The organism is Paludisphaera rhizosphaerae (assembly GCF_011065895.1).
Taxonomy (GTDB): domain Bacteria; phylum Planctomycetota; class Planctomycetia; order Isosphaerales; family Isosphaeraceae; genus Paludisphaera; species Paludisphaera rhizosphaerae.
This window is the reverse complement of the sequence record NZ_JAALCR010000022.1, coordinates 20,631-44,776: the sequence shown is the minus strand read 5'-3', so window position 1 is coordinate 44,776 and position 24,146 is coordinate 20,631. Positions and strand designations below refer to the sequence as shown.

The 24,146-nt window shown below is 66.6% G+C and carries 15 protein-coding genes; 7 read left to right on the top strand and 8 right to left on the bottom strand.

What is annotated here, in order from left to right; all coding sequences use genetic code 11:
* Nucleotides 1-60: 60 nt before the first annotated feature.
* The 3 genes from G5C50_RS24055 to G5C50_RS24045 form a co-directional block, all read right to left on the bottom strand.
* Entirely contained in the window at nt 61-798 is a 738-nt protein-coding gene (locus G5C50_RS24055) for a YebC/PmpR family DNA-binding transcriptional regulator (protein ID WP_165073517.1), read from the bottom strand.
* Nucleotides 799-996: 198 nt separating this feature from the next.
* Nucleotides 997-2,466: a DUF1501 domain-containing protein gene (locus G5C50_RS24050; protein ID WP_165073516.1), complete on the bottom strand. Its 1,470-nt coding sequence runs from the start codon at nt 2,464-2,466 to the stop codon at nt 997-999.
* 145 nt (nt 2,467-2,611) lie between these two features.
* Nucleotides 2,612-3,229, bottom strand: a complete 618-nt coding sequence (locus tag G5C50_RS24045; RefSeq protein ID WP_165073515.1) for a PEP-CTERM sorting domain-containing protein — start codon at nt 3,227-3,229, stop codon at nt 2,612-2,614.
* A 281-nt stretch (nt 3,230-3,510) separates the two neighbouring features.
* On the opposite strand from G5C50_RS24045, the gene G5C50_RS24040 reads away from it, so the two are divergent.
* On the top strand, nt 3,511-4,980 hold the full coding sequence (locus G5C50_RS24040) for an NAD-dependent succinate-semialdehyde dehydrogenase (RefSeq protein WP_240907340.1): 1,470 nt from the start codon (nt 3,511-3,513) through the stop codon (nt 4,978-4,980).
* A gap of 24 nt (nt 4,981-5,004) precedes the next feature.
* Here G5C50_RS24040 and ispG read toward each other — a convergent pair whose 3' ends face one another.
* Nucleotides 5,005-6,174 carry a flavodoxin-dependent (E)-4-hydroxy-3-methylbut-2-enyl-diphosphate synthase gene (gene ispG, locus G5C50_RS24035; RefSeq protein WP_165073514.1) on the bottom strand — a complete coding sequence of 390 codons (1,170 nt, stop codon included), beginning with the start codon at nt 6,172-6,174 and terminating at the stop codon, nt 5,005-5,007.
* A gap of 131 nt (nt 6,175-6,305) precedes the next feature.
* Between ispG and G5C50_RS24030 the strand changes: the two genes are divergently transcribed.
* The gene (locus G5C50_RS24030; protein ID WP_240907339.1) at nt 6,306-7,202 is read left to right on the top strand and encodes a class I SAM-dependent methyltransferase; all 897 of its coding nucleotides are present in this window, start codon (nt 6,306-6,308) and stop codon (nt 7,200-7,202) included.
* On the opposite strand, the gene G5C50_RS24025 is transcribed toward G5C50_RS24030, so the two are convergent.
* From G5C50_RS24025 to G5C50_RS24010, 4 genes are read right to left on the bottom strand one after another with little or no spacing between them, the layout of a single operon-like run.
* Entirely contained in the window at nt 7,192-9,336 is a 2,145-nt protein-coding gene (locus G5C50_RS24025) for an ArnT family glycosyltransferase (protein WP_165073513.1), read from the bottom strand. The genes G5C50_RS24030 and G5C50_RS24025 overlap by 11 nt on opposite strands.
* A 55-nt stretch (nt 9,337-9,391) precedes the next feature.
* Nucleotides 9,392-10,933: a xylulokinase gene (gene xylB / locus G5C50_RS24020; protein WP_165073512.1), complete on the bottom strand. Its 1,542-nt coding sequence runs from the start codon at nt 10,931-10,933 to the stop codon at nt 9,392-9,394.
* On the bottom strand, nt 10,930-11,775 hold the full coding sequence (locus tag G5C50_RS24015; RefSeq protein WP_165073511.1) for an MBL fold metallo-hydrolase: 846 nt from the start codon (nt 11,773-11,775) through the stop codon (nt 10,930-10,932). The genes xylB and G5C50_RS24015 overlap by 4 nt, the downstream gene beginning before the upstream one ends.
* A 33-nt stretch (nt 11,776-11,808) precedes the next feature.
* Nucleotides 11,809-12,837, bottom strand: coding sequence for a cobalamin-independent methionine synthase II family protein (locus G5C50_RS24010; protein WP_165073510.1), 1,029 nt, complete (start codon nt 12,835-12,837; stop codon nt 11,809-11,811).
* Between the two features lie 413 nt (nt 12,838-13,250).
* Between G5C50_RS24010 and G5C50_RS24005 the strand changes: the two genes are divergently transcribed.
* The 5 genes from G5C50_RS24005 (at nt 13,251) to G5C50_RS23985 (ending at nt 23,947) form a co-directional block, all read left to right on the top strand.
* A complete protein-coding gene (locus tag G5C50_RS24005) occupies nt 13,251-14,807 on the top strand; it encodes a glucoamylase family protein (protein WP_165073509.1) in 1,557 nt (518 codons plus the stop codon).
* 282 nt (nt 14,808-15,089) lie between these two features.
* Nucleotides 15,090-16,397, top strand: a complete 1,308-nt coding sequence (locus G5C50_RS24000) for a DUF1501 domain-containing protein (protein ID WP_165073508.1) — start codon at nt 15,090-15,092, stop codon at nt 16,395-16,397.
* Between the two features lie 106 nt (nt 16,398-16,503).
* Nucleotides 16,504-18,963: a peptidase gene (locus G5C50_RS23995; RefSeq protein ID WP_165073507.1), complete on the top strand. Its 2,460-nt coding sequence runs from the start codon at nt 16,504-16,506 to the stop codon at nt 18,961-18,963.
* Nucleotides 18,964-19,034: 71 nt separating this feature from the next.
* Nucleotides 19,035-21,539, top strand: coding sequence for a DUF1549 and DUF1553 domain-containing protein (locus tag G5C50_RS23990; protein WP_165073506.1), 2,505 nt, complete (start codon nt 19,035-19,037; stop codon nt 21,537-21,539).
* A 56-nt stretch (nt 21,540-21,595) separates the two neighbouring features.
* The gene (locus G5C50_RS23985) at nt 21,596-23,947 is read left to right on the top strand and encodes a c-type cytochrome domain-containing protein (protein WP_165073505.1); all 2,352 of its coding nucleotides are present in this window, start codon (nt 21,596-21,598) and stop codon (nt 23,945-23,947) included.
* Nucleotides 23,948-24,146: the final 199 nt, after the last annotated feature.

Below are 24,146 nucleotides of genomic sequence, written 5' to 3'. Positions count from 1 at the left end.
AGTGGCGGTCGTTCGTCCCCGAGCTGGACCGGGGTGAATTCGTAATCAGACTCGTGTCTATTATTCGGATCCTGATTCGCCGGGAAGGGCGACGTTGTGGTAGACCTCCTGCACGTCGTCGCAATCGTTGAGCATCCCGAGCAATTTCTCGAACACAACGAGTTCGTCCCCGCTGAGAGTCTTGCTCGACTGCGGGAGGAAGGTGATTTCCTGAACTTCCAGTTCGAGACCGGGGAACGCTTCGAGCAGGGCCATCTTCGCTTTGTAGAACTCAGTAGGAGGGGCGAAGATGGTGATGGAGCCGTCCTTGCATTCCACGTCTTCGACGGCGACGTCGGCGGCGAACAGGGCCTCAATCACTTTCTCCTCGTCGTCGCCGCTGAAGGAAAGGACCGCCACGTGGTCGAAAGACATGACCACGGAACCATTGGCTGAGAGTTTAGACCCCGTCTTGCTGAAGCAATTGCGGACGTCGGAGATGGTCCGCGTATTGTTGTCAGTCAAGCAATCGACGATGAGCAACGAGCCGCCGGGGCCAAACCCCTCGTAACGGGCGGCCTGGAAGTCCTCGCCCCCGGCGCCGGCCGCCTTCTGAATCGCCTTCTCAATAATATGGTTGGCTACGTTGTCGCGTTTGGCCTTCTCGACCAGAGCGCGCAGCGCCGGATTGGCTTCCGGGTCAGGCACGCCGTTCTTGGCGGCCATATACAACTGCCGTCCATATTTGGAGAAGAGCTTTGATTTCTGAGCGGCGGTCTTGAAGATCGAAGCCTTGCGCTTCTCGAAGATCCGTCCCATGCGAATTCTGCCTTCATATCTCTGGTGACCGAGGCTCGATCCAGGGTTAGAAACCCTTGATGAATCTCGGTCCGTGAAGCCCGTTTGAAGAAGATGCTCGTCTCAGTGATTGTACCGAAACTGGCCGCACGGATCCTGGCCAGGCGCCGAAGGCACGGCTGGTCGACGGAATGGCGACTCTCGCTCCATGCCGTATCTTCAGGAGAGCCCGGCAATCGGCTTGCCGTGATAGACCTGATGGGGGCGTCCCAGGCCGTCGTGCCATTCGGCGGTGGCCGAAATGCCCAGCGCGTGGTAGATCGTCGCCGCCAAGTCTTCAGGCGTCTGCGGTTCCGACGCTGGGTGCCCGCCGATCCGGTCCGACGAGCCGACCACACGACCACCGACCACGCCGCCCCCGGCCAGAAAGACCGTCTGGATCCGGCCCCAGTGGTCTCGCCCAGGCAGCTTGTACGCCGAGGGGAGCGTCGAGATCCTCGGCGTGCGCCCGAACTCGCCGGCCATGACGATCAGCGTGGAGTCGAGCAGGCCGCAGCTTTGCAGGTCCTCCAGCAGGGCCGAGACGGCCCGATCCGTCGGCGGCAGGAGTTTGTCCTTCAGGTGCGGGAAGGCGTTGCCGTGCGTGTCCCACGTCTCGTTATTGCCGAGGTTCACCTGCACCAGGGCGACACCCGCTTCGACCAGCCGCCGGGCCATCAGCAGCGACCAGCCGAAGGAGTTCCTGCCGTAGCTGTCGAGCAGCTTCGGGTCGGACTCCGAAACGTCGAAGGCCCGCCGGATCTTGGCGTCGGTCAGCAGCGAGACCGCCGCCTGACGGCGGGCGTCAAACTCCCCGGCTGAGGACGAACCGTCCAGCCCGACGCGCTGACGGTCAAGCTGGGCGAGCAGACCCAGGCGGCCCTCGAACCGCCCGCCGCCGAGCCCCTCGGGGAGCGTCAGGTCGGGCACCTGGAACCGCTGACGCAGCGCCGTTCTGGGGCGGTCCTGGTGGTCGAATTCATACTCCGGGAACGCCCCGTAGGCTCGCGGGTCGAACGCGGAGGCCTCGACGAACCAGGGGTCTCGGCGAGGCCCCATCGCCCCCCCGAACTGGCCGGGGATGACCCTCCCCGTGTTGTGAACCAGGCGCTCGGGCAGAACGACCGCCGGGGGCAGGTTGCCCCTCGGCCCCGACACCGCCCCAACCACGGAGGCGATGGAGGGCCAGTCGGTCGGGTTCGGCCGGTTGACGCTGAAGCCGGGAGGGAGTTCAGACCGCCCCGTGAGCATGACGTGGTGGCCGGCCGAGTGGTCGTTGTGCGGGTGCGTCAGCGAGCGGACCATCGACCAAAGATCGCTGCGAGCAGCCAGCATCGGCAGGTGCTCGCAAATGTGCACACCCGGCGTGCGGGTGGCGATCGGGCGAAACTCCCCCCGGATGTCCTCGGGGGCGTCGGGCTTGGGGTCAAAGCTCTCGTGCTGGGCCAGGCCGCCGGAAAGGAAGATGAAGATGACCGACCGAGCCGTGCCCCCCGTGAGGCCGGCAGGCGACCCGGCGGCTCGGAGGGCCGCCAGGTGGTCGAGGCCAAGCCCGAGCAGGCCCACCGCCCCGGCCTGGATGGCGAACCGCCGGGTGAAGGCCGGATGCCGGATCGTCGCGTCGGTCGGTGCCGTGCGGGGGCAAGTCATCGCGTCCCTCCTCGCCGTCTCCCGAAGGATGACGGCACGGGCCACGGCGGTTGTCCGACCGCCATAACGGGCGATCGTACCCCACTCCCCCGCACCGAGCCAGAACTTCCGAGCATCCCACGGCCGAGCCGGCGCGGTCAGCGGTTCAATTCCGGCTCTTCCGGTCGTGGCGTGTGCGTTGGACGAGCAGCGCGCCGGCCGCACCGAAGATCATGACCACCAGGGTCGACGGTTCCGGCACGTGGGGGGGGGCCACGTTGGGAACCGGCGGGATCAGCGGGTTATCGTTCGGGGGCGTGGGCGGAACAACAACCTGGGGCGTCGGGGGCGTGAATTCCTGGGGAAGTCGAGGCCCCAGGTACGGGTGATAAGCGTCGAACCGGGTGGGGTCCAGATTGCGCCGCCAGACGAAGTATTCGATCAGCGGGCTCGATGCGGCCACCGTCGGATCGCCGTTGAGAAGTTGGAGAACCGCGTTTCGAACGCCCGCCGTGTAACGAGGCGAAGGCCGCGAGGCCCAGGTGGACTCGCCGCCGGCCAGGAACCTTGCCCAGGCTCCGGAGAGTGAGGTCGCGGCAGACGGTGAGACCTGCAATGCCACAGCCGGCGTCGCGACGTTCGCGTTCAACCGGTCGCGCATGTGGGTCACGCGGAGAGGCGTCGCTGAAGCGGTGGCGGTCAAGCCTGCCAGTGCAACGAGGATCGCCGCCGTGCGAACCCCTCGCCGCGTCGCTCCCTGAAGTCTCCCCATGCTCGCGTCCATGCATCACCCGCCTTGTCGTCGATGGGACCCGGTCGTCCGTGACCGGGGCGCGCTTTCCGAGAAGTCACGCGATAGGAAATGAATCGGTCGAAACGACTCCAACCATTGACGCGAACCGAAGGATTACAGCGATGAGATTGCGGGTCGTATCGCCTGCAAGGGGATGACCGAATCGGGCTTCGTTGTGCCACGTCGTCGCTGAACGTATCGTGGAGCCAGGTTGCGCTAGCGCGCGACTCGTTCTCGGCCGAAGCCGGGATGAAATCCGGGGAGACCAAACCATGTCCGTCAGTGCGCCGAGCAAGCTCGACTTCCCTACCCGCATGTACATCGACGGCGCCTGGCGCGAGGGGACCGGCGGCAAAACCCTGCCTGTGATCAACCCGGCCGACGAATCGGTCGTCGCCGACGTCGCCTGGGCCGAGGGAGACGAGCCCAATCAGGCGATCGAGGCGGCGGCCAAGGCTTTCGCGACGTGGAAGAACACGTCCGCCTACGAGCGGGCGAAAATCCTCAAGAAGACGGCCGAGCTGATTCGCGAGCGGGCCGACCACCTCGCCCGCGCGATGACCATGGAGCAGGGCAAGCCGCTCCCCGAGGCCAAGGCCGAGACGCTCGCCACCGCCGACACGTATGAGTGGTTCGCCGAGGAGGCCAAGCGGGCCTACGGCCGGACCATTCCGGCAACGACCGGAACCCGTCGCCACTACGCGATCAAGCATCCCGTCGGCGTGGTCGGGACGATCACCCCGTGGAACTTCCCCGCCGCCCTCGCCAGCCGGAAGATCGCCGCGGCGCTCGCGGCCGGATGCACGGTCGTCAGCCGCCCGGCCGAGCAGACGCCGATCACCCTGATTCTTCAGTTCGAGTGCCTCGTGGAGGCCGGCGTGCCGAAGGGGGTCGCCAACCTCGTGATCGGCCCCCCCCGCCCGTTCGCCGACGCCCTGTTCGCCCACCCGGCCGTCCGGAAGATCAGCTTCACGGGCTCAACGAACGTCGGCAAGGAGTTGATCAGGCGCTCGGCGGACCACGTCAAGCGGCTCAGCCTGGAGCTAGGCGGCCACGCCCCGCTGATCGTCTTCCCGGACGCGAACGTCGAGCAGGTCGCCCAGGCGGCGGTGATCGGCAAGTTCCGGAACAACGGCCAGGTGTGTGTCTCGCCGTCGCGGTTCTACATCCATGACAAGATCGTCAAGGACTTCACCGAGGCGGCCGTCGAGCTGACGAAGAAGCTCAAGCTCGGCAACGGCCTGGAGGAAGGCGTCCAGGTCGGCCCGATGTTCGCGCCTCAGGGTCTGGAGAAGGCCGAGAGGCTGATCGACGACGCCCACGGCAAGGGCGCCCACATCCTGACCGGAGGCGGCCGCTCGAAGCGGTTCGAGAAGGGCTACTGGTTCGAGCCCACCATCCTCAACCACGTCGACGGCTCGATGCGGTTGCTGACCGAGGAGCCCTTCGCGCCCGTGATGCCGATCCTCGACTTCAGCAAGCTCGACGACGTGATCGCCGCGGCCAACGCGACGCCCTACGGGCTGGCCGCCTACGTCTTCACCAACGACCTGACCGTCGCCACCCGGATGGCCGAAGGGCTGGAAGCCGGCATCATCGGCATCAACGACCCCGTCCCCGCGACTCCTCAATGCCCGTTCGGCGGGATGAAGGAGTCGGGGTTGGGCCGCGAGATGAGCGTCGAGGGACTCGAGGCCTATTTCGAGACCAAGTACGTCTCGGTCGGCCTGCGGCAGTCCTGACCCGACTCGGGGGCCGGTCCTGGATCAGTTCAGGACCGGCAGCCCGGCCTTGGCCTGCTTCTTCTTCTCCTTCTCGACGAAGGAGGGAAGCGGCGGCACATACTCCTCGAAGCGGGCGACCTCTTCCAGGAGGGCCTGCACCATCTCCGCCTCTTTGACCTGGCGGATGGGGACGCCTCGCTTGAAGATGATCCCCTTGCCGGAGCCGGCGGCGATGCCGAGGTCGGCTTCCTTGGCCTCGCCGAAGCCGTTGACCAGGCATCCCAGGATGCTGATCCGCAGCGGGTTGGAGAGGTGCTTCATCTTCTCCTCGACCTCGGCGACGATCCGCTCCAGGTCGATGTCGAGTCGGCCGCAGGTCGGGCAGGCGACGACCTCAGGCTTGGTGACGCGGCGGTCGCAGGCGCGGAGGATGTCGAAGCCGGCCTCGATCTCCGGGACCGGATCGCCCAGCAGCGAGACCCGGATCGTGTCGCCGATGCCACGCAGCAGGATCGCGCCGATGCCCGCGGCGCTCTTGAGGGTGCCGTACTCGCGGGAGCCGGCCTCGGTGATGCCGACGTGCGTGGGGTAGTCGGCCTTGGCGGCGTACTCGGTGTAGCAGGCGACGGCCGTCGGAACGTGGCTGGCCTTCAGGCTGACGATCATCAGCTTGTAGCCCAGCGACTCGGCCGTCTCGATGTGCCGCAGGGCGCTCTCGACCATGGCCTCGGGGCAGGGGAAGCCGTATTTTTCGATGAGGTCCTTCTCAAGGCTGCCGGAGTTGACGCCGATCCGCATCGGGACGCCGGCGTCGCGGGCCTTGCGGACGACCTCCTTGAACCGCTCCTCGCCGCCGATGTTGCCCGGGTTGATCCGGATCTTGTCGACGGCGCGGCGGCCGGAGGGGGTCCTTGCCTCCAGGCAGGCCAGGGCCATGCGGTAGTCGAAGTGGATGTCGGCGATCAGGGGGATCTTGATGTGGTCGCGGATCGCCTTGACGCCCTCAACGTCCTCCTTTTTGGGGACGGTGACGCGGACGACCTCGCAACCGGCCTCTTCGAGCCGGCGGATCTGCTCCAGGGTGGCCTGGGCGTCGAAGGTGTTGGTCGTGGTCATCGACTGCACCAGGATCGGGGAATCCCCCCCGACCACGTGGTCGCCAATGCCGATTTCCTTCGTCTTGTGCCGCGGGACGGTCGTCGCGTAGGCCATTGATCCTCGCCCTAATTTGCGGTCAAATCCGACTTTAGCGCGTGCCCGCTCCTCGTGGACGCATGAATCGATCGTAAACGACGCCCGGCCGGCGGTCAAGCCTGCGCGGGCCTCTGAACACCTCTCCCAACATGAGCAAGATCCCTCTCCCCCCGGTCGTCAAGCGACCGCTGGTGACTGCGTGGAACGAAGCCCATCGCGTCGGCTGGCTGCTCCGCGACCACGCCGACGCCATCCTGCACGGCCGCGTCGAGCCCTGCTCGGTCTGCGGACGCCGGTGCCGGATGCTCTATCGTCGCCGGGTGATCCCTCCCCGGCTGGTCGAGTTGTGGGGACTCACCGAACGGCAAGCGGAGGCGCTTGCCAGGAAGGAATCGAACGACTGCGCCGGCTGCGGCGCGAAGCTCCGCGCCCGCAGGATGGCCGAGGTCCTCCTCGACCTCTTCCCCGTCGCGGGAACTCGTCTCGCCGACCTACGCACCTGGGCTGGTAGCCACGAAGCCGGCGAGTTGCGGATCGCCGAGATCAACCGGATCGACGGCATCCACGAGGTCCTCTCGAACCTGGCGCGATTCCACTCCTCGGAATACGTTCCCAACGTCCGGCCGGGCGCCTATGTCTCGGGCATCCGCAATGAGTCGCTCATGGGACTGACCTACGAGAACGCCCGGTTCGACCTGGTTCTAACCTCCGAGACTCTGGAACACGTTCCAGAACTCAATCGAGCGCTAGCCGAGATCCGACGGGTCCTGGTCCCCGGCGGGCTCCACGTTTTCACGGTCCCGGTCTCGCCCAACGAGGCCAAGACGTTCCCCCGGGCGCGGCTCCGGCACGACGGCTCGTTCGAGGGACTCACCCAGGAGATCCGTCACCCTGGAGGCGACGTCGGCTATCCCGTCTTCACGGAGTTGGGCCTCGATTTCCCCGAGATCCTGAAACGGGCGGGGTTCGAGACCGAAGTCCGTTTCGGCCCCGTCTCCGACGACGACCTCGCTCAGGTCTACGTCTGTCGCAAGCCTACGGCTTGAGCATCGGCGCGGCGCGGGCCACGTCCTCGGCTGTCAGGTGATAGAGATAGATCGAGTGGCCGATGCGATGCGTGGGTTCGAAGAGCCGGAAGTATCCGAAGGCGTCATCCTTCGATCTCCAGGTCGGAGCCCACGCCTGGTTGACGAGCGGAGTCGGGTCGTAGAACCGCCACTTGAGACCGTAGACGAGCGTCGCGCTGACGGCGTACCAACCGGGCTTCAACTCCTGCGCCGGCCCGATGAGTCGAACGCCAGGGGGGGCCAGCGACACGAAGGTGTTCGGCCTCGCGGGGGGCAGGAACCAATCGAAACGATCGCCCCGGAGCGTGAAGATCGTCGGGTTGATCTGGCCGAAGTACGCCAGGCCGATCGGCTCGTTGGGAATCGTTTCTCGACACCAGGCGCGGAGCTTGACGAGGTCCTGGCCCCAGTCCAGGTTGCTGTCGATCAGGCGAGCCGGCGTCCTGTCAGGACCGCCCGAGACCACATTGAAGTACGCCAGGTAGCTGGGATGGATCATCGCCGTCGCCGTGATCGTCAGTGCCAGTCCGCCCAGCAGCGCCGACCGCCCCAACCTTCTCCCCTGCCCCGTCAACGACTCGACCCAGGGAACCAGTTTGCCCGCCTGGATGAAGAGATAGGGGACGATCGCCAGGATGTACCGCAGCCCGAGGTTGATGTCAGTCAGGAAGCTCATCGCGAAGAGGATGACCGACGGCACCGTCCAGAGCGCGACCTCATCGGCCCACGCCTCCCTCGATCGCTTCGCGGCGGCCAGGACCGCGATCGAACCGAGCATCAGGAGCCAGGTTCCTTCCGGGACTTTGTAAGCCAGCGTCGCCAGGTAGTAATACCACCACCCGGTCGCGCGAAGCTCGCCGTTCAGGTAGACGCCGTATCCGGAAACCGCGCGGTTGGAGGATGACGCCTCGGCGATCGCTCCCTTCACGTCGCCCGCTCCCAGGGCCTCATAGGCCTTCTGGAAGCGCACCGGGATGCCGTCGGCTTCCAGCTTCTGCTCGTCGAAGCCCAGCAGGTAATGCTCGGGTAACGGCGAGGGGAACTTCTCCAGAAAGGTCCCCCGAAACCGGTTCTGCACGAACGGCCAGTGCATGGCGAAGAGCGGATTCTCCGAGGCCGGCGGCGTCCTGACTCCTCCGGGCACGGGTCGCGTCAGAGGGCTGCTGGCGAACTCAAAACTCCCCAGCGGCCGGCCGACGCCCTCGAAAAAATACCCCACGTCGATCGTCAGGATGCTCAGCACGACCACCAGCAAACCATGAGCAAGCCCACGGCCGATCCGTCGCGGCCAGCCCTCGGCCGACGGGACCAAAACAAGCCGGACGAGCCAAAGGAAGGGCCAGACGAAGTACAGCAAGAGCATGCTGAACTTGGTGAGTTGCGCCAGCCCGAGCGCCACCCCGGAAGCCGCGGCGAGTCCCCAACGAGGACTTCGCAGATACAGCCAGAACAGGAACGTCGCGCCGGCGCCGATAGCCGTTGAGCCGACGTCCGATGTGATGAGCCGGCCGTGCGCCAGGATGTTCGGGCAGAAGCACCACAGGACCAGGCTCAACAGGCCGGCCGTAGGACCGTAAAGGCGGGCCGACCAGGCGAAGACGACGACGCCGCCGAGGACCGAAAACAGCGGCATGACCATCCGAGCCAGGTCGAACAGCTCGAAATAGCGGTCGATGTTGTAGTAGGCGAAGTTCTGGGCGAAGTTCAACTGCGCGGGGTCGCGCTGGCTCCAGGAGCGTTGCTTGTAAAGCTCTTCCAGTTCGGGCTTCGCAAGCCAGACCGGAAGGGCCGCGACCATCTTCACCAGGGGCGGGTTGTGGTGGTACAGCCGGAAGGTGTGCTTGTCCCAGTACGTCAGACCGGCCGGCATGTGCACGACCTCGTCGACCGTGGCGTTCTCCGAGAGCAGGCTCCGCTCGGCGAGCGCCAGGTGGACGCCCAGAAGCGCGACGACCGCCAGACCGATCCAAAGGGATCGGCGGAGGTCGCGCGGCGGGGCGGTCGGCGATGGATCGTCGGCGACGACGATGGGCTCGGCGGGAGCGGAGGGCGTCTCGGACGGTTGCTGCGAGAGCGCCGGCTGCGGTCGAGGCGCACGGGACTTGCGGGCCAAACGAAGGCTCCTGGCGAATGGTGCGGGCCTCGACCGAGAGGCGCCGGTCGATCGATCAGAGGCCCTGGGCGACCAGTTCGCTGATCTCCCGGAAGGTCCCCTTCAAGTGGGCGTACAGGCCGCGGTAGACCTTGTAGGCTCGATCGTAGTACGCCTTGGCCCGGCGATCAACGCCGGTGCTCTCGACGGTCATGATCGTGGCGTCGCAGGCCTCGGGAACGGAGGAGAATCCTCCCACGCCGACCTGCGCCAGCAACGCCACCCCGAAGGCCGGCCCCTCGCTGGCGTTGATCGTGTGGACGTCGGCGCCGTAGACGTCGGCCTGGATCTGCCGCCAGAGCGCGTTGCGAGCCCCGCCGCCGGAGACGCGGATCTGCTCGATCGCCACGTTCATGTCGCGGATCAGCTCCAGGCTGTCGCGCATCGCGAACGTCGCCCCTTCCATCACCGCCCGGATCATGTGCGGGCGGCCGTGGCGGACGGTCAGGCCGACCCAGCCTCCCTTGGCGTCGGGGTCGAAGTAGGGCGAGCGTTCGCCCGTCAGGTACGGCAGGAAAAACAGTCCCTCCGCCCCCGGCCCCGCCAGAGCGGCCTCCGAGGTGAGGAGTTGATAGGGGTCGATCTTCTGCTGCTTCGCCAGGGCGACCTCCGCCTTGCCCAGTTCGTTGCGGAACCACTGGAGGCTCCCTCCAGCGGAGAGGACCACCCCCATCACGTGGTACGCGCCCGGCACGGCATGGCAACCGCGTTGAAGGCGTCCCTGGGGGTCGAAGCCGAGGTGGTCGGAATGGGCGAAGACGACGCCCGAGGTCCCCATCGTGGCCGAGACCACTCCCTGCCGAACGATCCCGTTGCCGACCGCCCCGGCCGGCTGATCGCCGCCGCCGCCGACGACCTTCGCGCCAACGGGAAGCCCTGTCGCCTCCGAGCCGATCTTGCTGACCGTCGCCGAGACCTCGGGGCTCTCATAGCAGGCCGGCAGGAGCGCGGGGTCGAGATCCAGCTTCCCGAGCAGTTCCCGACTCCAGCAGCGGTTGGCGACGTCCAGCATCAACGTGCCGGAGGCGTCGCTGACCTCGGTCGCGTACGCGCCGGTGAGCCGGTATCGAATGTAGTCTTTCGGCAGGAGCACCTGACGGACGCGGTCCCAGGCGGCGGGCTCGTGGCGACGAACCCAGAGGAGTTTCGGGGCCGTGAAACCGGTCAGAGCCCGGTTCGCGACCATCCGGATGAGTTCCTCGCGACCGCCGGCTCGCTCCTCGATCTCGGCGCATTCGGCGGCCGTGCGCTGGTCGTTCCAGAGCAAGGCCGGTCGAACGACCTGGCCGTCGGCGTCGAGAAACACCGAGCCGTGCATCTGGCCGCTCAGTCCCAAACCGGCGACGTCGGACGGGGAGAACGCTCCCGAGGAAAGCACCGACTTCACGGTCTCGCAGGTCGCGGTCCACCATAGCTCGGGGTCCTGCTCCGACCAGCCGGGCCTGGGATGAGAGCAAGGATATTCGGACGAGGCCGACGCCAGGATCTTCCCCGACTCGTCGATCGCCAGCGTCTTGGTTCCGGACGTCCCGATGTCGATGCCGATGGTCACGCTCACGGCTTGATCTCCCACCGCTCGCCGCACTTCAGAATCTTCGCCTCGACGCCGGCGGGCAGGCGACGCGCCTGGGCCTCGAAATCGCCGACAGGAACCGTATTGAAGGTGAACATGTCATAGTGGTGAGGAACCACGTACCGCGGTCGAACTCGCGCGGCCAGATCGACGGCCTCGCCCGCGGTCATGTTGCCGGAGACCCCACGCGAGGGGTCTCGGCCGTTGATCGGCAGGAAGAGAACATCGAAACGCTCCTCCCCGAGAACCTCCGCCAACCCCTCGTAGGCGACGGTGTCGCCGCTGTGGTAGATCCGCAGACCGGCGGCCTCAATGATGAAGCCGAGATAAGGGTGCCGACCGGCCGAGTCGCGATCGAACTCCTCGTGGGCCGAGGGGATCGCCCGAATCCGGAAGCCCGCGCCTCGCACGTCCGAGCCCGAATCCACGCCGATCAGGCGGTCTTCCGGGAGATCCAGATCGAGAGCGTACTCGCGGATCGCCTCCGGCAGAACCAGCATCGCCGAAGGCGAGGCGGCCAGCAGCGCTGGGACCGTCCCCGGATCGAGATGATCCGAATGCTTGTGACTCGCCAGCAGGAGGTCGACCGTCTGAAGGTCCACGCCTCGAAGCGGCGCCCGCGTCATTCGGACGTGAGGTCGCGAGGACGCCTGATACTTCTTCGTCAGGTGCTCGGATAGATAGAGGTCGACGGCCAGCAAGCCCTGGGCGGATCGGATCAGAAACCCGCTCTGCCCCGTCCACCAGACGACCAGCCCCGACGTCGGCGCGACCGGTTCCTCGATCTCATGGACCAACTCGGCCCCGCTCCGCACGGGTTCGATCATGACGAAAACCTCATTCGGTCTGAACCGACCGATTCAAGAACGCCCGTGTTCGCGGCGAACGATCGCCGCCCCCTGGGCCAGCGACCGCGCCTTCGCCACGGCGACGTGCCGCGCCGTCTGCGAGAACCCGCAGTCAGGCGTCACCGAAACTCGCTCCGGCGCCATGTGTCGGAGCACCTCGCGAAGCCGTTCCGCGACCAACTCGGCCGGCTCCACCCATGTATTCTTCACATCGACGAGACCCACGGCCACATCCATCGTCTCCGGAAGCTCCCGGAGAATCTCGATTTCGGCCATTTCACGGCTCGCGAACTCCAAGGCCAGTTGATTCACCTTCGCCCGGCCGATGTGGGGGAAGAGCGATCGATACGATCTCCTCCCCACCGCCCGCGCCCGATAGTTCCCGAAGCACATGTGCATGCTGACGTAAGCGTCGACACCCTCGACGGTTCGGGCGATCACGTCGAGAAAGTAGTCCGGTGCGTCGGGGTGACAGGCGAAGCTCGGCTCGTCCAACTGGATGAAATCGACCCCGGCCGCCGCCAGAGCCTTCAACTCGGCGGAGACGATTGGGATCAGGTCTTCGGCCACAGCCTGCCGGTCGCGATAAACCTCGCCCCCCTCGATACATCCCGCCAGGGTGAACGGTCCCGGAACCGGCACCTTCACCGGCGCGTCCGTATACTCGCGGAGCCGGTGGTACTCCACGACGGTCCCCAGACCCTCTGGTGCGGAGAGCGGAGCGACGCATCGATAGCGATCACGCTGGTCGTGGGCCGGAGCCCCCCAATGCCGAGCCCGCCGCAAAGGCTGCAAGCCGCCCAGATACTCGTAGAAGCCCAGATTGAAGTCAACCCTTTGCACCTCGCCGTCGGTGATCCGGTCCAACCCTGCGCGGAGCTGGTCGTCGACGGCCAGGCGGACGGCGTCGCGGACGGCCTCTTCCCGATCCACGGGCCCGTAGAAATCGGGATGCTGCTTCACATCAAGCACGAATTTCTCGTACCAGCCCGGGAACGACCAACTGCCGATGACCGTGGCGGGAATCCATGGAGCCGACATCCCTCATCCTTTCTTCAAGTCCCGTCCTGGGACGGACGATGAGAGGGGTAAGCGGGGGTGCGAGCCCGCGAGCGGAAGACTTCGGACGGATCGACTCTTCCCACGGCCCGAACGAGGGCCGACCTAGACGCGTCTTTACGCCGCGACCGATCCGTAATATCGTGCACAACCAACCGTTGAATCTAACGGTGCTGTCCCAGCGACGCCAGACGCCGGCGGCAGCCATCGGTCGACGTTGCACCCAAACTGCATTGCTTGCATGAATCCTCACGAGGATTTGTCACGATTAGTAAATTTGAGTATACTGATTGATAGAGGCATAACCCCTCGGAGGCTCTGAGAGAGAGCGAGTTCGTGGGGGATCGCCGCGGATTCCCCGCACCGACCGAGAACCCTCTCCCCGAGGTGGTGCGATGACTCGATCGCCTGTTTCGTCGTCCGTCTGGCTCCTGCTCGCCTGGCTCGTCGCCGCGCCGACGACGCCGACGGCCTTTGCGGAGGCGCGGACGTCGAGTCTCACGGCGGAAGACCGCCTGACCCTTCGGCGTTACGCTGTCGACACCTGGAAGTCGATGGAGAAGCTCGCCTATCCCAGCGGCTTGCCGTCGGACCGGATTCACCGCGACGGCGACGGCTGGCGCGAGCCAGTGGCCGAGACCACGCCGACGAACATCGCGTCGTACATCTGGAGCGTGATGGCCGCGGAGCGGCTGGAAATCATCTCGCACGAGGAAGCCCAGGGGAGGCTGACGCGGACGATTCAGACGCTCGATGCGATGAACCGGCCCCACGGGTTCTTCGTCAACGACATCGATCCGCGCAACGGCAAGCGGCTGGCGACGTCGCCCGTGGATTCAGCCCCGCGCCGCCCTCTGATCTCGACCGTCGACAACGCCTGGATGGCGATGGCGTTGATGATGGTCTCCAACACCCGCCCCGAACTGGCGCCCAACGCCGAGCGGCTGTTGGAGGCGATGGATTTCGGCTTCCTCTTCTCCTTCTACGACCAGCAAGACCCCATTCACCAGCCGGGGTTGCTCCGGGTCGGCTACTGGGTGGACGAGAACTCGTTCTACGGCCACTACGGGATGCTCAACACCGAGGCGAGGATCGCCAGCTATATCGCAATCGCCCGCGGCCAGCTTCCGCCTGAACACTACTATCGGATGTATCGGACGCTCCCGACCGAGGTTGCGCCGCAGACCCAAACCCCCACCGGGGAGCCTCGCGACTACCACGGCCTGCGCGTCTTCGAGGGGGCCTACGACTACATGAACATGCGCGTCGTCCCAAGCTGGGGCGGCAGTATGTTCGAAGCCCTGATGGTGACTCTTTTCATCCCTGAAGCCGCCTGGGCGCCCAAGAGTTGGGGCGTGAACCATCCTCTTTATGTGCGCGGGCAGATCGATCACGGCCTCAAGGAGATGAAATACGGCTACTGGGGATTCTCCCCGGCCTTCCGTCCCACCGGCGGCTACGAGGTTTACGGCGTCAAGGGACTGGGCACCAACCCCGACGGCTACCTCTCGTTCGACGTGGCCTGGGGGCTTCCTCCCCATATGACCACGCTGACGAGCAACACCATTCATGGGGTCGTGACGCCCCACGCCTCGTTCCTTGCACTTGCCTTCGCGCCTCGTGAGGCGATGGACAACCTCAAGGCGATGAAGGAGCGATTCCCCGTCTACGGTCCCCTGGGTTTCCAGGACTCCGTCGACGTTAGCACGGGGATGGTTTCGGGTTACGTGCTGGCCCTGGACCAGGGCATGATCATGGCCGCCATCGCCAACGAGCTGGCTGACGGCTACATGCAGAAGGCGTTCACCGCCGGTCCCGTCGAGAAAATCATCCGCCCGCTCATCGCGCCCGAAGAGTTCACCGCCGGCGCTCCTGGCCGCTATCCGGCCGCCCACCACTTCGAGCCTCAGCTCACCCGGCTCACCCGCGGCACGCCCGACGCCAAGCGCTGATTTCCCTCCACGAACGTGGCGTCGCCGGTTCCGTTTGGATCGTTGATTTCGAGAAACGCGCCAACGTCGACTTTTTCGGCGGCGTAACATCTTGCAGAACGACCAAGGTGTTTGATAATAATTCTACCCGCGTCGAGGCATGATCGCCCTCATTTGGTCCCGATGGCCAGTCCGAGGGTGCATCAAGTCGCTCGCCAGCGTGGTGGCAACAACCATCCCTCCGCTTCCGCGCCTGCCGCGACTACTTGATCCCTCCCGAATTTCGCCGAAGGAGCCCCCCAAATGGCGATCCCTTGTCCCGGGCCGTTGAGCCGTCGAGGTTTCCTCACCGTGGGCGCCCTGGGGTTCGGAGGGTTGACGCTCCCGGACCTGCTTCGCGGTCAGGCTCGAGCCGACCTGAAGACCTACGAGGCGATCAAGCCCACGGCGGACTCGGTCATCCACATCTTCCTGCCCGGCGGCATCTCCCACCAGGAAACCTTCGACCCCAAGCCGTTCGCCCCGGTCGAGTACCGCGGCGACATGGGCTCGATCGCGACCAAGATCGAAGGCGAGAAGTTCAGCGAGACGCTCGCCCAGACCGCGCAGATCGCCGACAAGCTCACCGTGATCCGGTCGATGACCCACGGCGAGGCCGCCCACGAGCGGGGCACGCACAACATGTTCACGGGCTACCGCCCCAGCCCGGCGCTCCAGTATCCCAGCCTGGGGAGCGTCGTCTCGCATGAGTACGGCCCCCGCAACAACTTGCCGCCCTACGTCTGCATCCCCAGGATGCCGAACATCTATGCGGGGACCGGCTACCTCAGTTCCGCCTTCTCGCCGTTCAGTCTGGGGAGCGACCCGGCCTCGAAGCGGTTCCGGGTCCAGGACCTGAACCTCCCCAACGGCATCGACGACGCCCGCTTCGGCTCGCGTCGAAAGGTGCTCGACACCGTCAACGAGTACTTCCGCGAGCGTGAAAAAAGCGACAACATCAACGCGATGGACACCTTCTACGACCGGGCGTACAGCCTGATCAGCTCGCAGAAGGCTCGCGAGGCGTTCGACATCTCGGCCGAACCCGACGCGATTCGCGACGAGTACGGCCGCAACCCGGCCGGCCAGCGCATGCTGATGGCCCGTCGTCTGGTCGCCGCCGGCGTCCGGATGGTGACGCTCGAATACGGCAGCTGGGACCTCCACAACCAGATCGTTTCCGGGATGAAGCGGCAGATGCCGGCCTTCGACCAGGCCTTCGCCGCCCTGATCCGCGACCTGGACCGTCAGGGTTTGCTGGACCGCACGCTCGTCATGGTCTCCAGCGAGTTCGGCCGGACCCCCAAGATCAACCGCGACGGCGGCCGCGACCACTGGCCGAAGGTCTTCAACGTGGTTCTCGCCGGCGGCGGCGCCAAGAAGGGCTTGATCTACGGGTCGTCCAACGCGACCGCGACCGAGCCCGAAAACGACCCGCTCGGGCCCGAAGACCTGGCGACCACGGTCTACCACATGATGGGGATCGTCGCCGATAAGGAGCTGATGGCCCCCGGCGATCGCCCCATCGAGATCGTCGACGGCGGCAAGGTCGTGAAGGAACTGCTCGCCTGACCTGATTGTTCGTCCGAGGCGGCGGGCGTCGACGCCGACGCCCGCCCGGGACTCTCCCACTCCCGCCCTGATCGGCCCCCCGACAGCCCCCCCGAGAGCCTCGATCATGCGTCAGCCCCGCCCGCGATCGTTCCCGCTGCTCGCCGCGACGGCGACGGTCCTCGCCCTTGCGACCACCGCCATCGCATCCTCCCCCAGCCTGACCGCCGTCCGCCCGATGGGAGGTCAGCGGGGCGCGGAAGTCGAGGTCGTCTTCTCCGGCGCCCGGCTCGGCGACGCCCAGGAGGTGATGTTCTATCAGCCGGGAGTCACGGCGACCGGCATCACCAAGATCGACGACAACAGCTTCAAGGCGAAGGTCAAGATCTCTGCCGACGCTCCGTTGGGCTTCCGCGACCTGCGGGTCCGCACCGCGACCGGCGTCAGCGAACTGAGGGGCTTCAGCGTCGGCGCGATGCCCGAGGTGTCCGAGAAAGAGCCCAACAACGACTTCGAAGCGCCCCAGTCGATCCCGATGAACGTGGTGGTCAACGGCGTCGCCGAGAATGAGGACGTCGATTACTTCGTCGTGGAGGCCAAGAAGGGGGAACGGATCTCCGCCGAGGTCGAGGGGATGCGGCTGGGGATCACGCTGTTCGACCCCTACGTCGCCATCCTCAACGCCAAGCGGTTCGAGTTGGCCTCCAGCGACGACGCCGCCCTGCTCTGGCAGGACGCCTTCGCTTCGATCGTCGCCCCAGAGGACGGCAAGTACATCGTCCAGGTCCGCGAAAGCGCTTACGCCGGCAACGCCAATTGTCTCTACCGCCTGCACGTCGGGAACTTCCCCAGGTCCACGGGCGTTTACCCTCCCGGCGGCCGACCCAACCAGAAGCTCGCCGTCAAATGGATCGGCGACCCCGCCGGCGAGGCGTCTTCCGAGGTCGCCCTTCCGGCCGAGACCCGCGCGGGGTGGGGCGTTCAACGCCAGGACGACAAGGGGTTCTCTCCCACCCCGAACGCCTTCCGGCTGGCCGAACTCGACAACGTGCTGGAGGTTGAGCCCAACGACGACCAGGCGACCGCCACCCCCTTCACCGCCCCGGCCGCCCTCAACGGCGTCCTCGGGAAGGCGGGCGACGCCGACCACTTCGTCTTCACGGGCAAGAAGGGCCAGGTCTTCGACCTCCGCGTCCTCGGCCGCAAGCTCCGTTCGCCGATTGACTCGGTCCTCTACATCGCCAAGAAGGGGGGCGGGGCGATCGCCGGCAGCGACGATTCCAACGGTCCCGACAGCTATATCCGGCAGACCCTCCCCGACGACGGCGAATACGTCGTCTCGATCGTCGACCAGCTCAAGAAGGGGGGCCCCGACTACATCTACCGGATCGAGGTCACCACGCCCGAGCCCAGCCTGACCGTCTCCACCCCGGCCGAGCAGATCATGCTCGGAACCGGCGTCATGGCGGTGAGCGTCCCCAAGGGGGGACGGCAGGCGATCCTCATCCAGGGGAGCCGGACCGACTTCGGCGGCGAAGTTCAGTTCAGCATCGACGGCCTGCCGCCGGGAGTCGAGGTGGAGATCCCGCCTCTCGCCGCCAGCCAGGCGCTCGTGCCGATCCTGTTCAAGGCGAAGCCCGACGCCGCCCCCGCTGGCGCGCTCGTCGAGGTCGTCGGCAAGTCGGTCGACCCGAACGTGAAGGTGAAGTCCCACTTCGACACCCTTTCGGCCTTCGTGCTGGCGCCGAACAACAACGGGATCATCATGTGGTCCCGGTCGGTCGACCGCCTGGCCGTCGCTGCGACCGAGGAATCTCCCTTCGCCCTGGAGATCGTCCAGCCCAAGGCCCCGCTCGTCCGCAGCGGGCAGATGGGGCTGAAGGTCCGGGCGATCCGCAAGCCCGACTTCAAGGCGGCCATCGCCGTCTCCCTCCCGTGGAACCCTCCCGGCGTCGGCTCCGGCGGCGGCATAGCAATCCCCGAGGGCCAGGATGAGGCCGTGATCCCGATCAACGCCGACGGCAACGCCGAGTTGCGGACCTGGAAGATCGTCGTCAACGGCACGGGGACCGGCCCCGGCGGCCCGGTGATGGTCTCCTCGCAGCTTGCCGACCTGACGATCGCCGCCCCCTACGTCGGTCTGGCCTTCCAGAACGCCAGCGTCGAACAGGGGAAGGAGACGGACATGGCCGTCACCGTCTCCAAGAACGTCGACTTCCCCGGGGAAGCGTCCGTCACGCTGATCGGCCTGCCGAACAAGGCGACGACCGACGCCAAGAAGATCACCAAGGATTCGACCGACCTGACGTTCCATATCAAGACCGACCCGGCCTCGCCCGTGGGCAAGCACGCCAACCTGTTCTGCCAGGTGGTCGTCACCCAGGACGGCGAGCCGATCACCCACAACATCGGCACCGGGACGCTCCAGATCGACGCTCCCCTGCCCCCCAAGCCGGCCGCGGCCGCCCCCGCGGCAGCGCCGGCCCCGGCTCAGGCCGCCAAACCCGCGGAAGCCCCGGCCAAGCCGCTGAGCCGCCTGGAGAAGCTTCGGCTGGAAGCCAAACAAAAGGCCGGCGCGAATCCCTGACGCCGCCTCAAGAACACGACGACGACGAAGACGACGAACCGCAACGGCCCCAGATTGAGGACGACCTCGTGATGATCCAGTCGAACCCCTCGACCCGAGCGTTCCGGAGGCTCTTCGCCGGCCTCGTCCTCGGCGGCCTGTCTCTGGGCGTCGCCGTCGCCGGCGATCCCTCGCCGATCCCCGACGATCCCTTCGCCCCCGAACCGACCCCGACCGCCGGGCTCGTCGAGATCCGCGTCTTCCCAGACGCCGTCGATCTGACGACGACCCGCGACCGTCAGTCGATCGTCGTTCAGGGCCTCTACGCCGACGGCCTGACGCGCGACCTGACCCACGCGGCGAGCCTGACGCCGGCCGACCCGTCCCTCGTCGCCCGCGACGGCGCCACGTTCCGCGCCGCCAAGGACGGTCAGAGCACTCTGGCCGTCGCCTTCGGCGACAAGACGGCGACGATTCCCATCAAGGTGGCGAAGGCCGTCGCCACCGAGCCGCTGAGCTTCCGGCTCGACGTGATGCCCGTCTTCATGCGGGCCGGCTGCAACACCGGCAGTTGCCACGGGGCGGCCCGCGGCAAAGACGGCTTCCGGATCTCCCTCTTCGGCTTCGACCCCGAGGGCGACCACTTCCGCCTGACCCGCGAGATGGTTGGCCGCCGCATCAACACGGCCGTCCCCGCCGACAGCACGCTGCTAGAGAAGTCCGTCGGCGCGGTCCAGCACACCGGCGGCAAGCGATTCGAGGTCGACAGCGAGCTGTATCGCACCGTCCACGAATGGATCAGCGCCGGGGCCTCTAACGACGACGTCGCCAAGCTCCCGAAGGTCGTCGGCGTCGAACTCTACCCCAAGGGGGGCGTCCTCGACGGCAAGGGATCCAAGCAGCAGTTGACCGTCCTGGCCAAGTACTCGGACGGCTCCGACCGCGACGTCACCAATATGGCCGTCTTCCTGACCAACAATGAGACCTCGGCCGCCGTCGGTCAGGATGGGTTGGTGAAGGCCGGCGAGCGTGGCGAAGCCTTCGTCATGGCGCGGTTCGACACGTACACCGTCGGCTCCCAGTTCATCGTTCTGCCCAAGGGGCTCCAGTTCTCTTACCCCGACGAGTCGACCGGCAACTACGTCGATGAACTCGTGGCGGACAAGCTCCGCAAGCTGCGGATCGCCCCCTCCGACGTCTGCGACGACGCCGTCTTCTGCCGTCGGGTCCACCTTGACGTCGTCGGCGTCCCGCCGACGGTCGAGGACTTCGAGCGTTTCATGACCTCGAACGATCCCGAGAAGCGGGCCAAGCTTGTCGACGAACTCCTCCAGCGCAAGGAGTTCTCCGAGATCTGGGTCAGCAAGTGGGCCGAGCTGCTCCAGATCCGGACCACGAACACCGTCAGCTACAAGTCGATGTTCCTGTACTACAACTGGCTCGTCGAGCAACTGTCGAAGGACATGCCGATGGACCAGATGGTCCAGGCGCTCCTGGGAGCGAACGGGGGCACGTTCAAGAACCCGGCGACGAACTTCTACCAGACCGAGACCCAGACGCTCCCCCTGACGGAGAACGTGGCCCAGGTCTTCATGGGCATGCGGATTCAGTGCGCCCAGTGCCACAACCACCCGTTCGACCGCTGGACCCAGGACGACTATTACAGCTTCGCCGCGTTCTTCTCCCAGATCGGCCGCAAGCAGGGTGAGGACTACCGCGAGTTGATCGTCTTCAACTCCGGCGGCGGCGAGATGAAGCACCCCGTCGGCAATCGCGTCATGAAGCCCAAGTTCCTCGGCGGCGAGACGCCGGACGTCGCCGGCAAGGATCGTCGGGTCATCCTGGCGGAGTGGCTGGCCTCCCCCAAGAATCCCTGGTTCGCCACGTCGTTCGCCAACCGCGTCTGGGCGCACTTCATGGGCGTCGGGATCGTGGAACCCGTCGACGACTTCCGCGTCAGCAACCCGGCCTCGAACCCCGAGCTGCTGGAAGCCCTGGGCAAGCGGTTCACAGAGACCAACTACAACCTCAAGGCTCTCGTCCGCGACATCTGCAACTCGCGGGCGTACCAGCGAACGACTCGCCGCAACGAGAGCAACGCCAGCGACGAGAAGAACTTCGCCCACGCCCTGGTGCGCCGGATCAAGGCCGAGAACCTGCTCGACTCGATCAGCCACGTCACCAACACCAAGGACAAGTTCCGCGGCCTGCCGCTTGGTGCCCGGGCCGTCCAGATCGCCGACGGCAACAGCTCCACCTACTTCCTGACCACCTTCGGCCGGGCCACTCGCGAGACCCCCTGCTCTTGCGAGGTGAAGATGGAGCCCACGCTCTCCCAGGCCCTGCACCTGCTCAACGGCGACACGGTCAACGCCAAGATCCAGCAAGGCGGCGTGATCACCGAGTTGATGAAGGCCAGACAGACTCCCGAAGAGCGGCTGACCGACCTCTACGTCCGGTGCTTCTCACGCCGCCCGACTCCCGAGGAACTGGCCAAGCTGACCCCCGTTCTGACCCAGGCCACCGACCAGGCCCAGGCGCTCGGCGACGTCTTCTGGGCCCTGCTCAACAGCCGCGAATTCCTGTTCAACCATTGATCCGCCGACGCGACGCCGCCCCGACTGAAGCCCGCCGCCCCGAGAGGTCCGCCGCCATGCGACACCGAAACGCGACGACCCTGCTTTCGGCCTCCCTGATCCTCGCCCTCGTCCCCGCCGTCGTCCGCGCCGAGGAGGGAGCGAAGGTCAATTTCACCGACCACGTCTCGCAGATCTTCCGCAACCGCTGCGGGTCGTGTCACAACCCGGACAAGGCCAAGGGGGGCCTCAATCTGGAGACCTTCGGCGGCGCGATGCAAGGAGGCGGGTCAGGCCAGGTGATCCAGGCCGGCGACGCCGACGGCAGCACGCTCCTCCAGGTCGTGCTCCAGACCGAAGAACCCAAGATGCCCCCCAACGCCGGCAAGATCCCCGACGCTGAGATCGAGATGATCCGGAAGTGGATCGAAGGCGGTGCGTTGGAGTCGTCCGGAAGCAAGGTCGCCGCCAAGGCCAAGCCGAAGAACGAGATGAAGCTCGACCCCGCCGCCATGGGCAAGCCGGCCGGCGAGCCGGCCATGCCGCAGAACCTGGTCGTCGAGCCCTTCACGCCCGACGCCCACCCCGGCGCGGTCGTCGCGCTGGCCGCCAGCCCCTGGTCCCCGCTGCTGGCCGTCGGCGGGCACAAACAGGTTCTGCTCTACCGCACGACCGACGCTCACCTGATGGGCGTTCTCCCCTTCCCCGAAGGGACGATCCACGTCCTCAAGTTCAGCCGCAACGGCGACGTGCTGCTGGTCGGCGGCGGGCGCGGAGGCCAGTCGGGCATCGCGGTCGGCTTCAACGTCAAGACGGGCGAGCGGGTGTTCGAGGTCGGCAAGGAATACGACGCGGTCCTCGCCGCCGACGTCAGCCCGGACCAGTCGATGGTCGCCCTGGGCGGCCCGGGACGGATCGTCCGCGTCTACAGCACGGCCGACGGATCGTCGCTCTACGAGATCAAAAAGCACACCGACTGGGTCACCGCCCTGGAGTTCAGCCCCGACGGCGTTCTGCTCGCCAGCGGCGACCGCAACAACGGCCTCCTGGTCTGGGAAGCCGCGACCGGGCGGGAATACCAGGAGCTTCGCGGGCACACCCTGGCCATTACGGGCGTCTCCTGGCGGCTCGACTCGAACGTCCTGGCCTCGTCCAGCGAGGACGGCACCGTCCGGCTCTGGGAGATGAACGAAGGCAAGGCGATCAAGAACATCTCGGCGAACAAGGGGGGCGTCGCCGCCGTCCAGTTCGCCAAGGACGGCCGACTCGTTTCCGCCGGTCGCGACCACATCGTCCGACTCTGGGACGCCAACGGCGGCAAGCAGAAGGAATTCGAGCCCTTCAGCGACCTGGCGCTCGCCGTGGCCCTGACGCATGACGCGGGAGTCGTCGCCGGCTCGCAGTGGTCGGGCGAAATCCGAATGTGGGACGCCAAGAGCGGCTCGCGGCTCGCCACGCTCGCCCCCAACCCAGCGCCGGTCGTCGTCCGCATCGACCAGGCCCGCGCCGCGCAAGTCGCCGCATCCGCCGAGGCCGAGGCGTTGACCAAGGAAGTCCCCGCACTCCAGGCCGCCGTCGGTCCTCCAACGGAGGCTCTGAAAACGGCCCAGGCCGAACTCGCCGCAGGCGAACAAGCCTCAGCCAAGCAGGCTGCGGTGGTCGCCGAGCGCGAAGGCGCCGTCAAGCTGAAGACTGACGCCGTCGCCGACGCCTCTCAGACCGCGCAGGCCGCCGGCCAGATCGCCGAACAAGCCCGCGCCGCCCAGGCCGCCGCCGAGAAGGTTGTGGCCGACGCCGACGCCGCCGAGAAGGCCGCGATCGCCGCGCTGGAGGCGACCAAGGCAGCCCTCGACAAGGCGCTCGCCGACAAGGCCGGCAACGACGCCGCCCTCGCCGCAGCCGTCGAGGCCGTCAAGAACGCCGCCGATCCCGACGCCGCCGCCAAGGCCGCCGAGGAGTTGGCCCGTTGCGCCCAGCGGTCGAACGAGTTGATCCAGGCCCTCGCCGCCGCCGGCTCGACCCGCTCGACGGCCACCGCGAGCGTCAAGCAGGCCGCCGCCGCCAAGGCCGCCGCGCCCCAGGGGCTGCCGGCAACCGTGGTCCGAACGAAGGCTGCGACCCTCGGCCTGACCGCCGCGACCGACATCGTCAAGCGGTTCGAAGCGGAGAAGGCCGAGGCCGACAAGGTGCTGGCCGAAGCCCGCACCGCCGCCCAGTCCGCCGTCGCGAACGTCGCCGCCCTCAAGACCAAGGTCGACGCCGCGACCGCCGCCAAAAACGCCGCCGACAAGGCGGTCGCCGACAAGACCCAGGCCGTCGCCGCCGCCCAGGCCCGCGCCCAGGCCCTGAAGGCGGAGATCGAACTCCTCTCGGCCGAGAAAGACCGGGCCCCGCAGGGCAAGCCGGGTCTGGCTGTCGTCACGCCCTGACGGTCGGCCAGTCCTTAAGCCACCGTCAGTCGACCGTTATCCTGGGGAACGCTCCTACCCTCCATGAGGAGAGCGGCCACAGATGAACACGGATGGAGACCGATGAGGAGAAGGACGCCATTGAGTGTTCGCCTCTCCTGCTTCTCCCCATGAGTTTTATCCGCGTTCATCTGTATCTATCTGTGGCTTCCGTCAGCCT

Coding starts and splice junctions, on each gene's coding strand:
- G5C50_RS23990 (WP_165073506.1), top strand. CDS start 19,035: ATGATCCAGTCGAACCCCTCGACCCGAGCGTTCCGGAGGCTCTTCGCC.
- G5C50_RS24015 (WP_165073511.1), bottom strand. CDS start 11,775: ATGATCGAACCCGTGCGGAGCGGGGCCGAGTTGGTCCATGAGATCGAG.
- G5C50_RS23995 (WP_165073507.1), top strand. CDS start 16,504: ATGCGTCAGCCCCGCCCGCGATCGTTCCCGCTGCTCGCCGCGACGGCG.
- G5C50_RS24000 (WP_165073508.1), top strand. CDS start 15,090: ATGGCGATCCCTTGTCCCGGGCCGTTGAGCCGTCGAGGTTTCCTCACC.
- G5C50_RS24045 (WP_165073515.1), bottom strand. CDS start 3,229: ATGGACGCGAGCATGGGGAGACTTCAGGGAGCGACGCGGCGAGGGGTT.
- ispG (WP_165073514.1), bottom strand. CDS start 6,174: ATGGCCTACGCGACGACCGTCCCGCGGCACAAGACGAAGGAAATCGGC.
- G5C50_RS24050 (WP_165073516.1), bottom strand. CDS start 2,466: ATGACTTGCCCCCGCACGGCACCGACCGACGCGACGATCCGGCATCCG.
- G5C50_RS24055 (WP_165073517.1), bottom strand. CDS start 798: ATGGGACGGATCTTCGAGAAGCGCAAGGCTTCGATCTTCAAGACCGCC.
- G5C50_RS23985 (WP_165073505.1), top strand. CDS start 21,596: ATGCGACACCGAAACGCGACGACCCTGCTTTCGGCCTCCCTGATCCTC.
- G5C50_RS24005 (WP_165073509.1), top strand. CDS start 13,251: ATGACTCGATCGCCTGTTTCGTCGTCCGTCTGGCTCCTGCTCGCCTGG.
- G5C50_RS24010 (WP_165073510.1), bottom strand. CDS start 12,837: ATGTCGGCTCCATGGATTCCCGCCACGGTCATCGGCAGTTGGTCGTTC.
- G5C50_RS24030 (WP_240907339.1), top strand. CDS start 6,306: ATGAGCAAGATCCCTCTCCCCCCGGTCGTCAAGCGACCGCTGGTGACT.
- G5C50_RS24040 (WP_240907340.1), top strand. CDS start 3,511: ATGTCCGTCAGTGCGCCGAGCAAGCTCGACTTCCCTACCCGCATGTAC.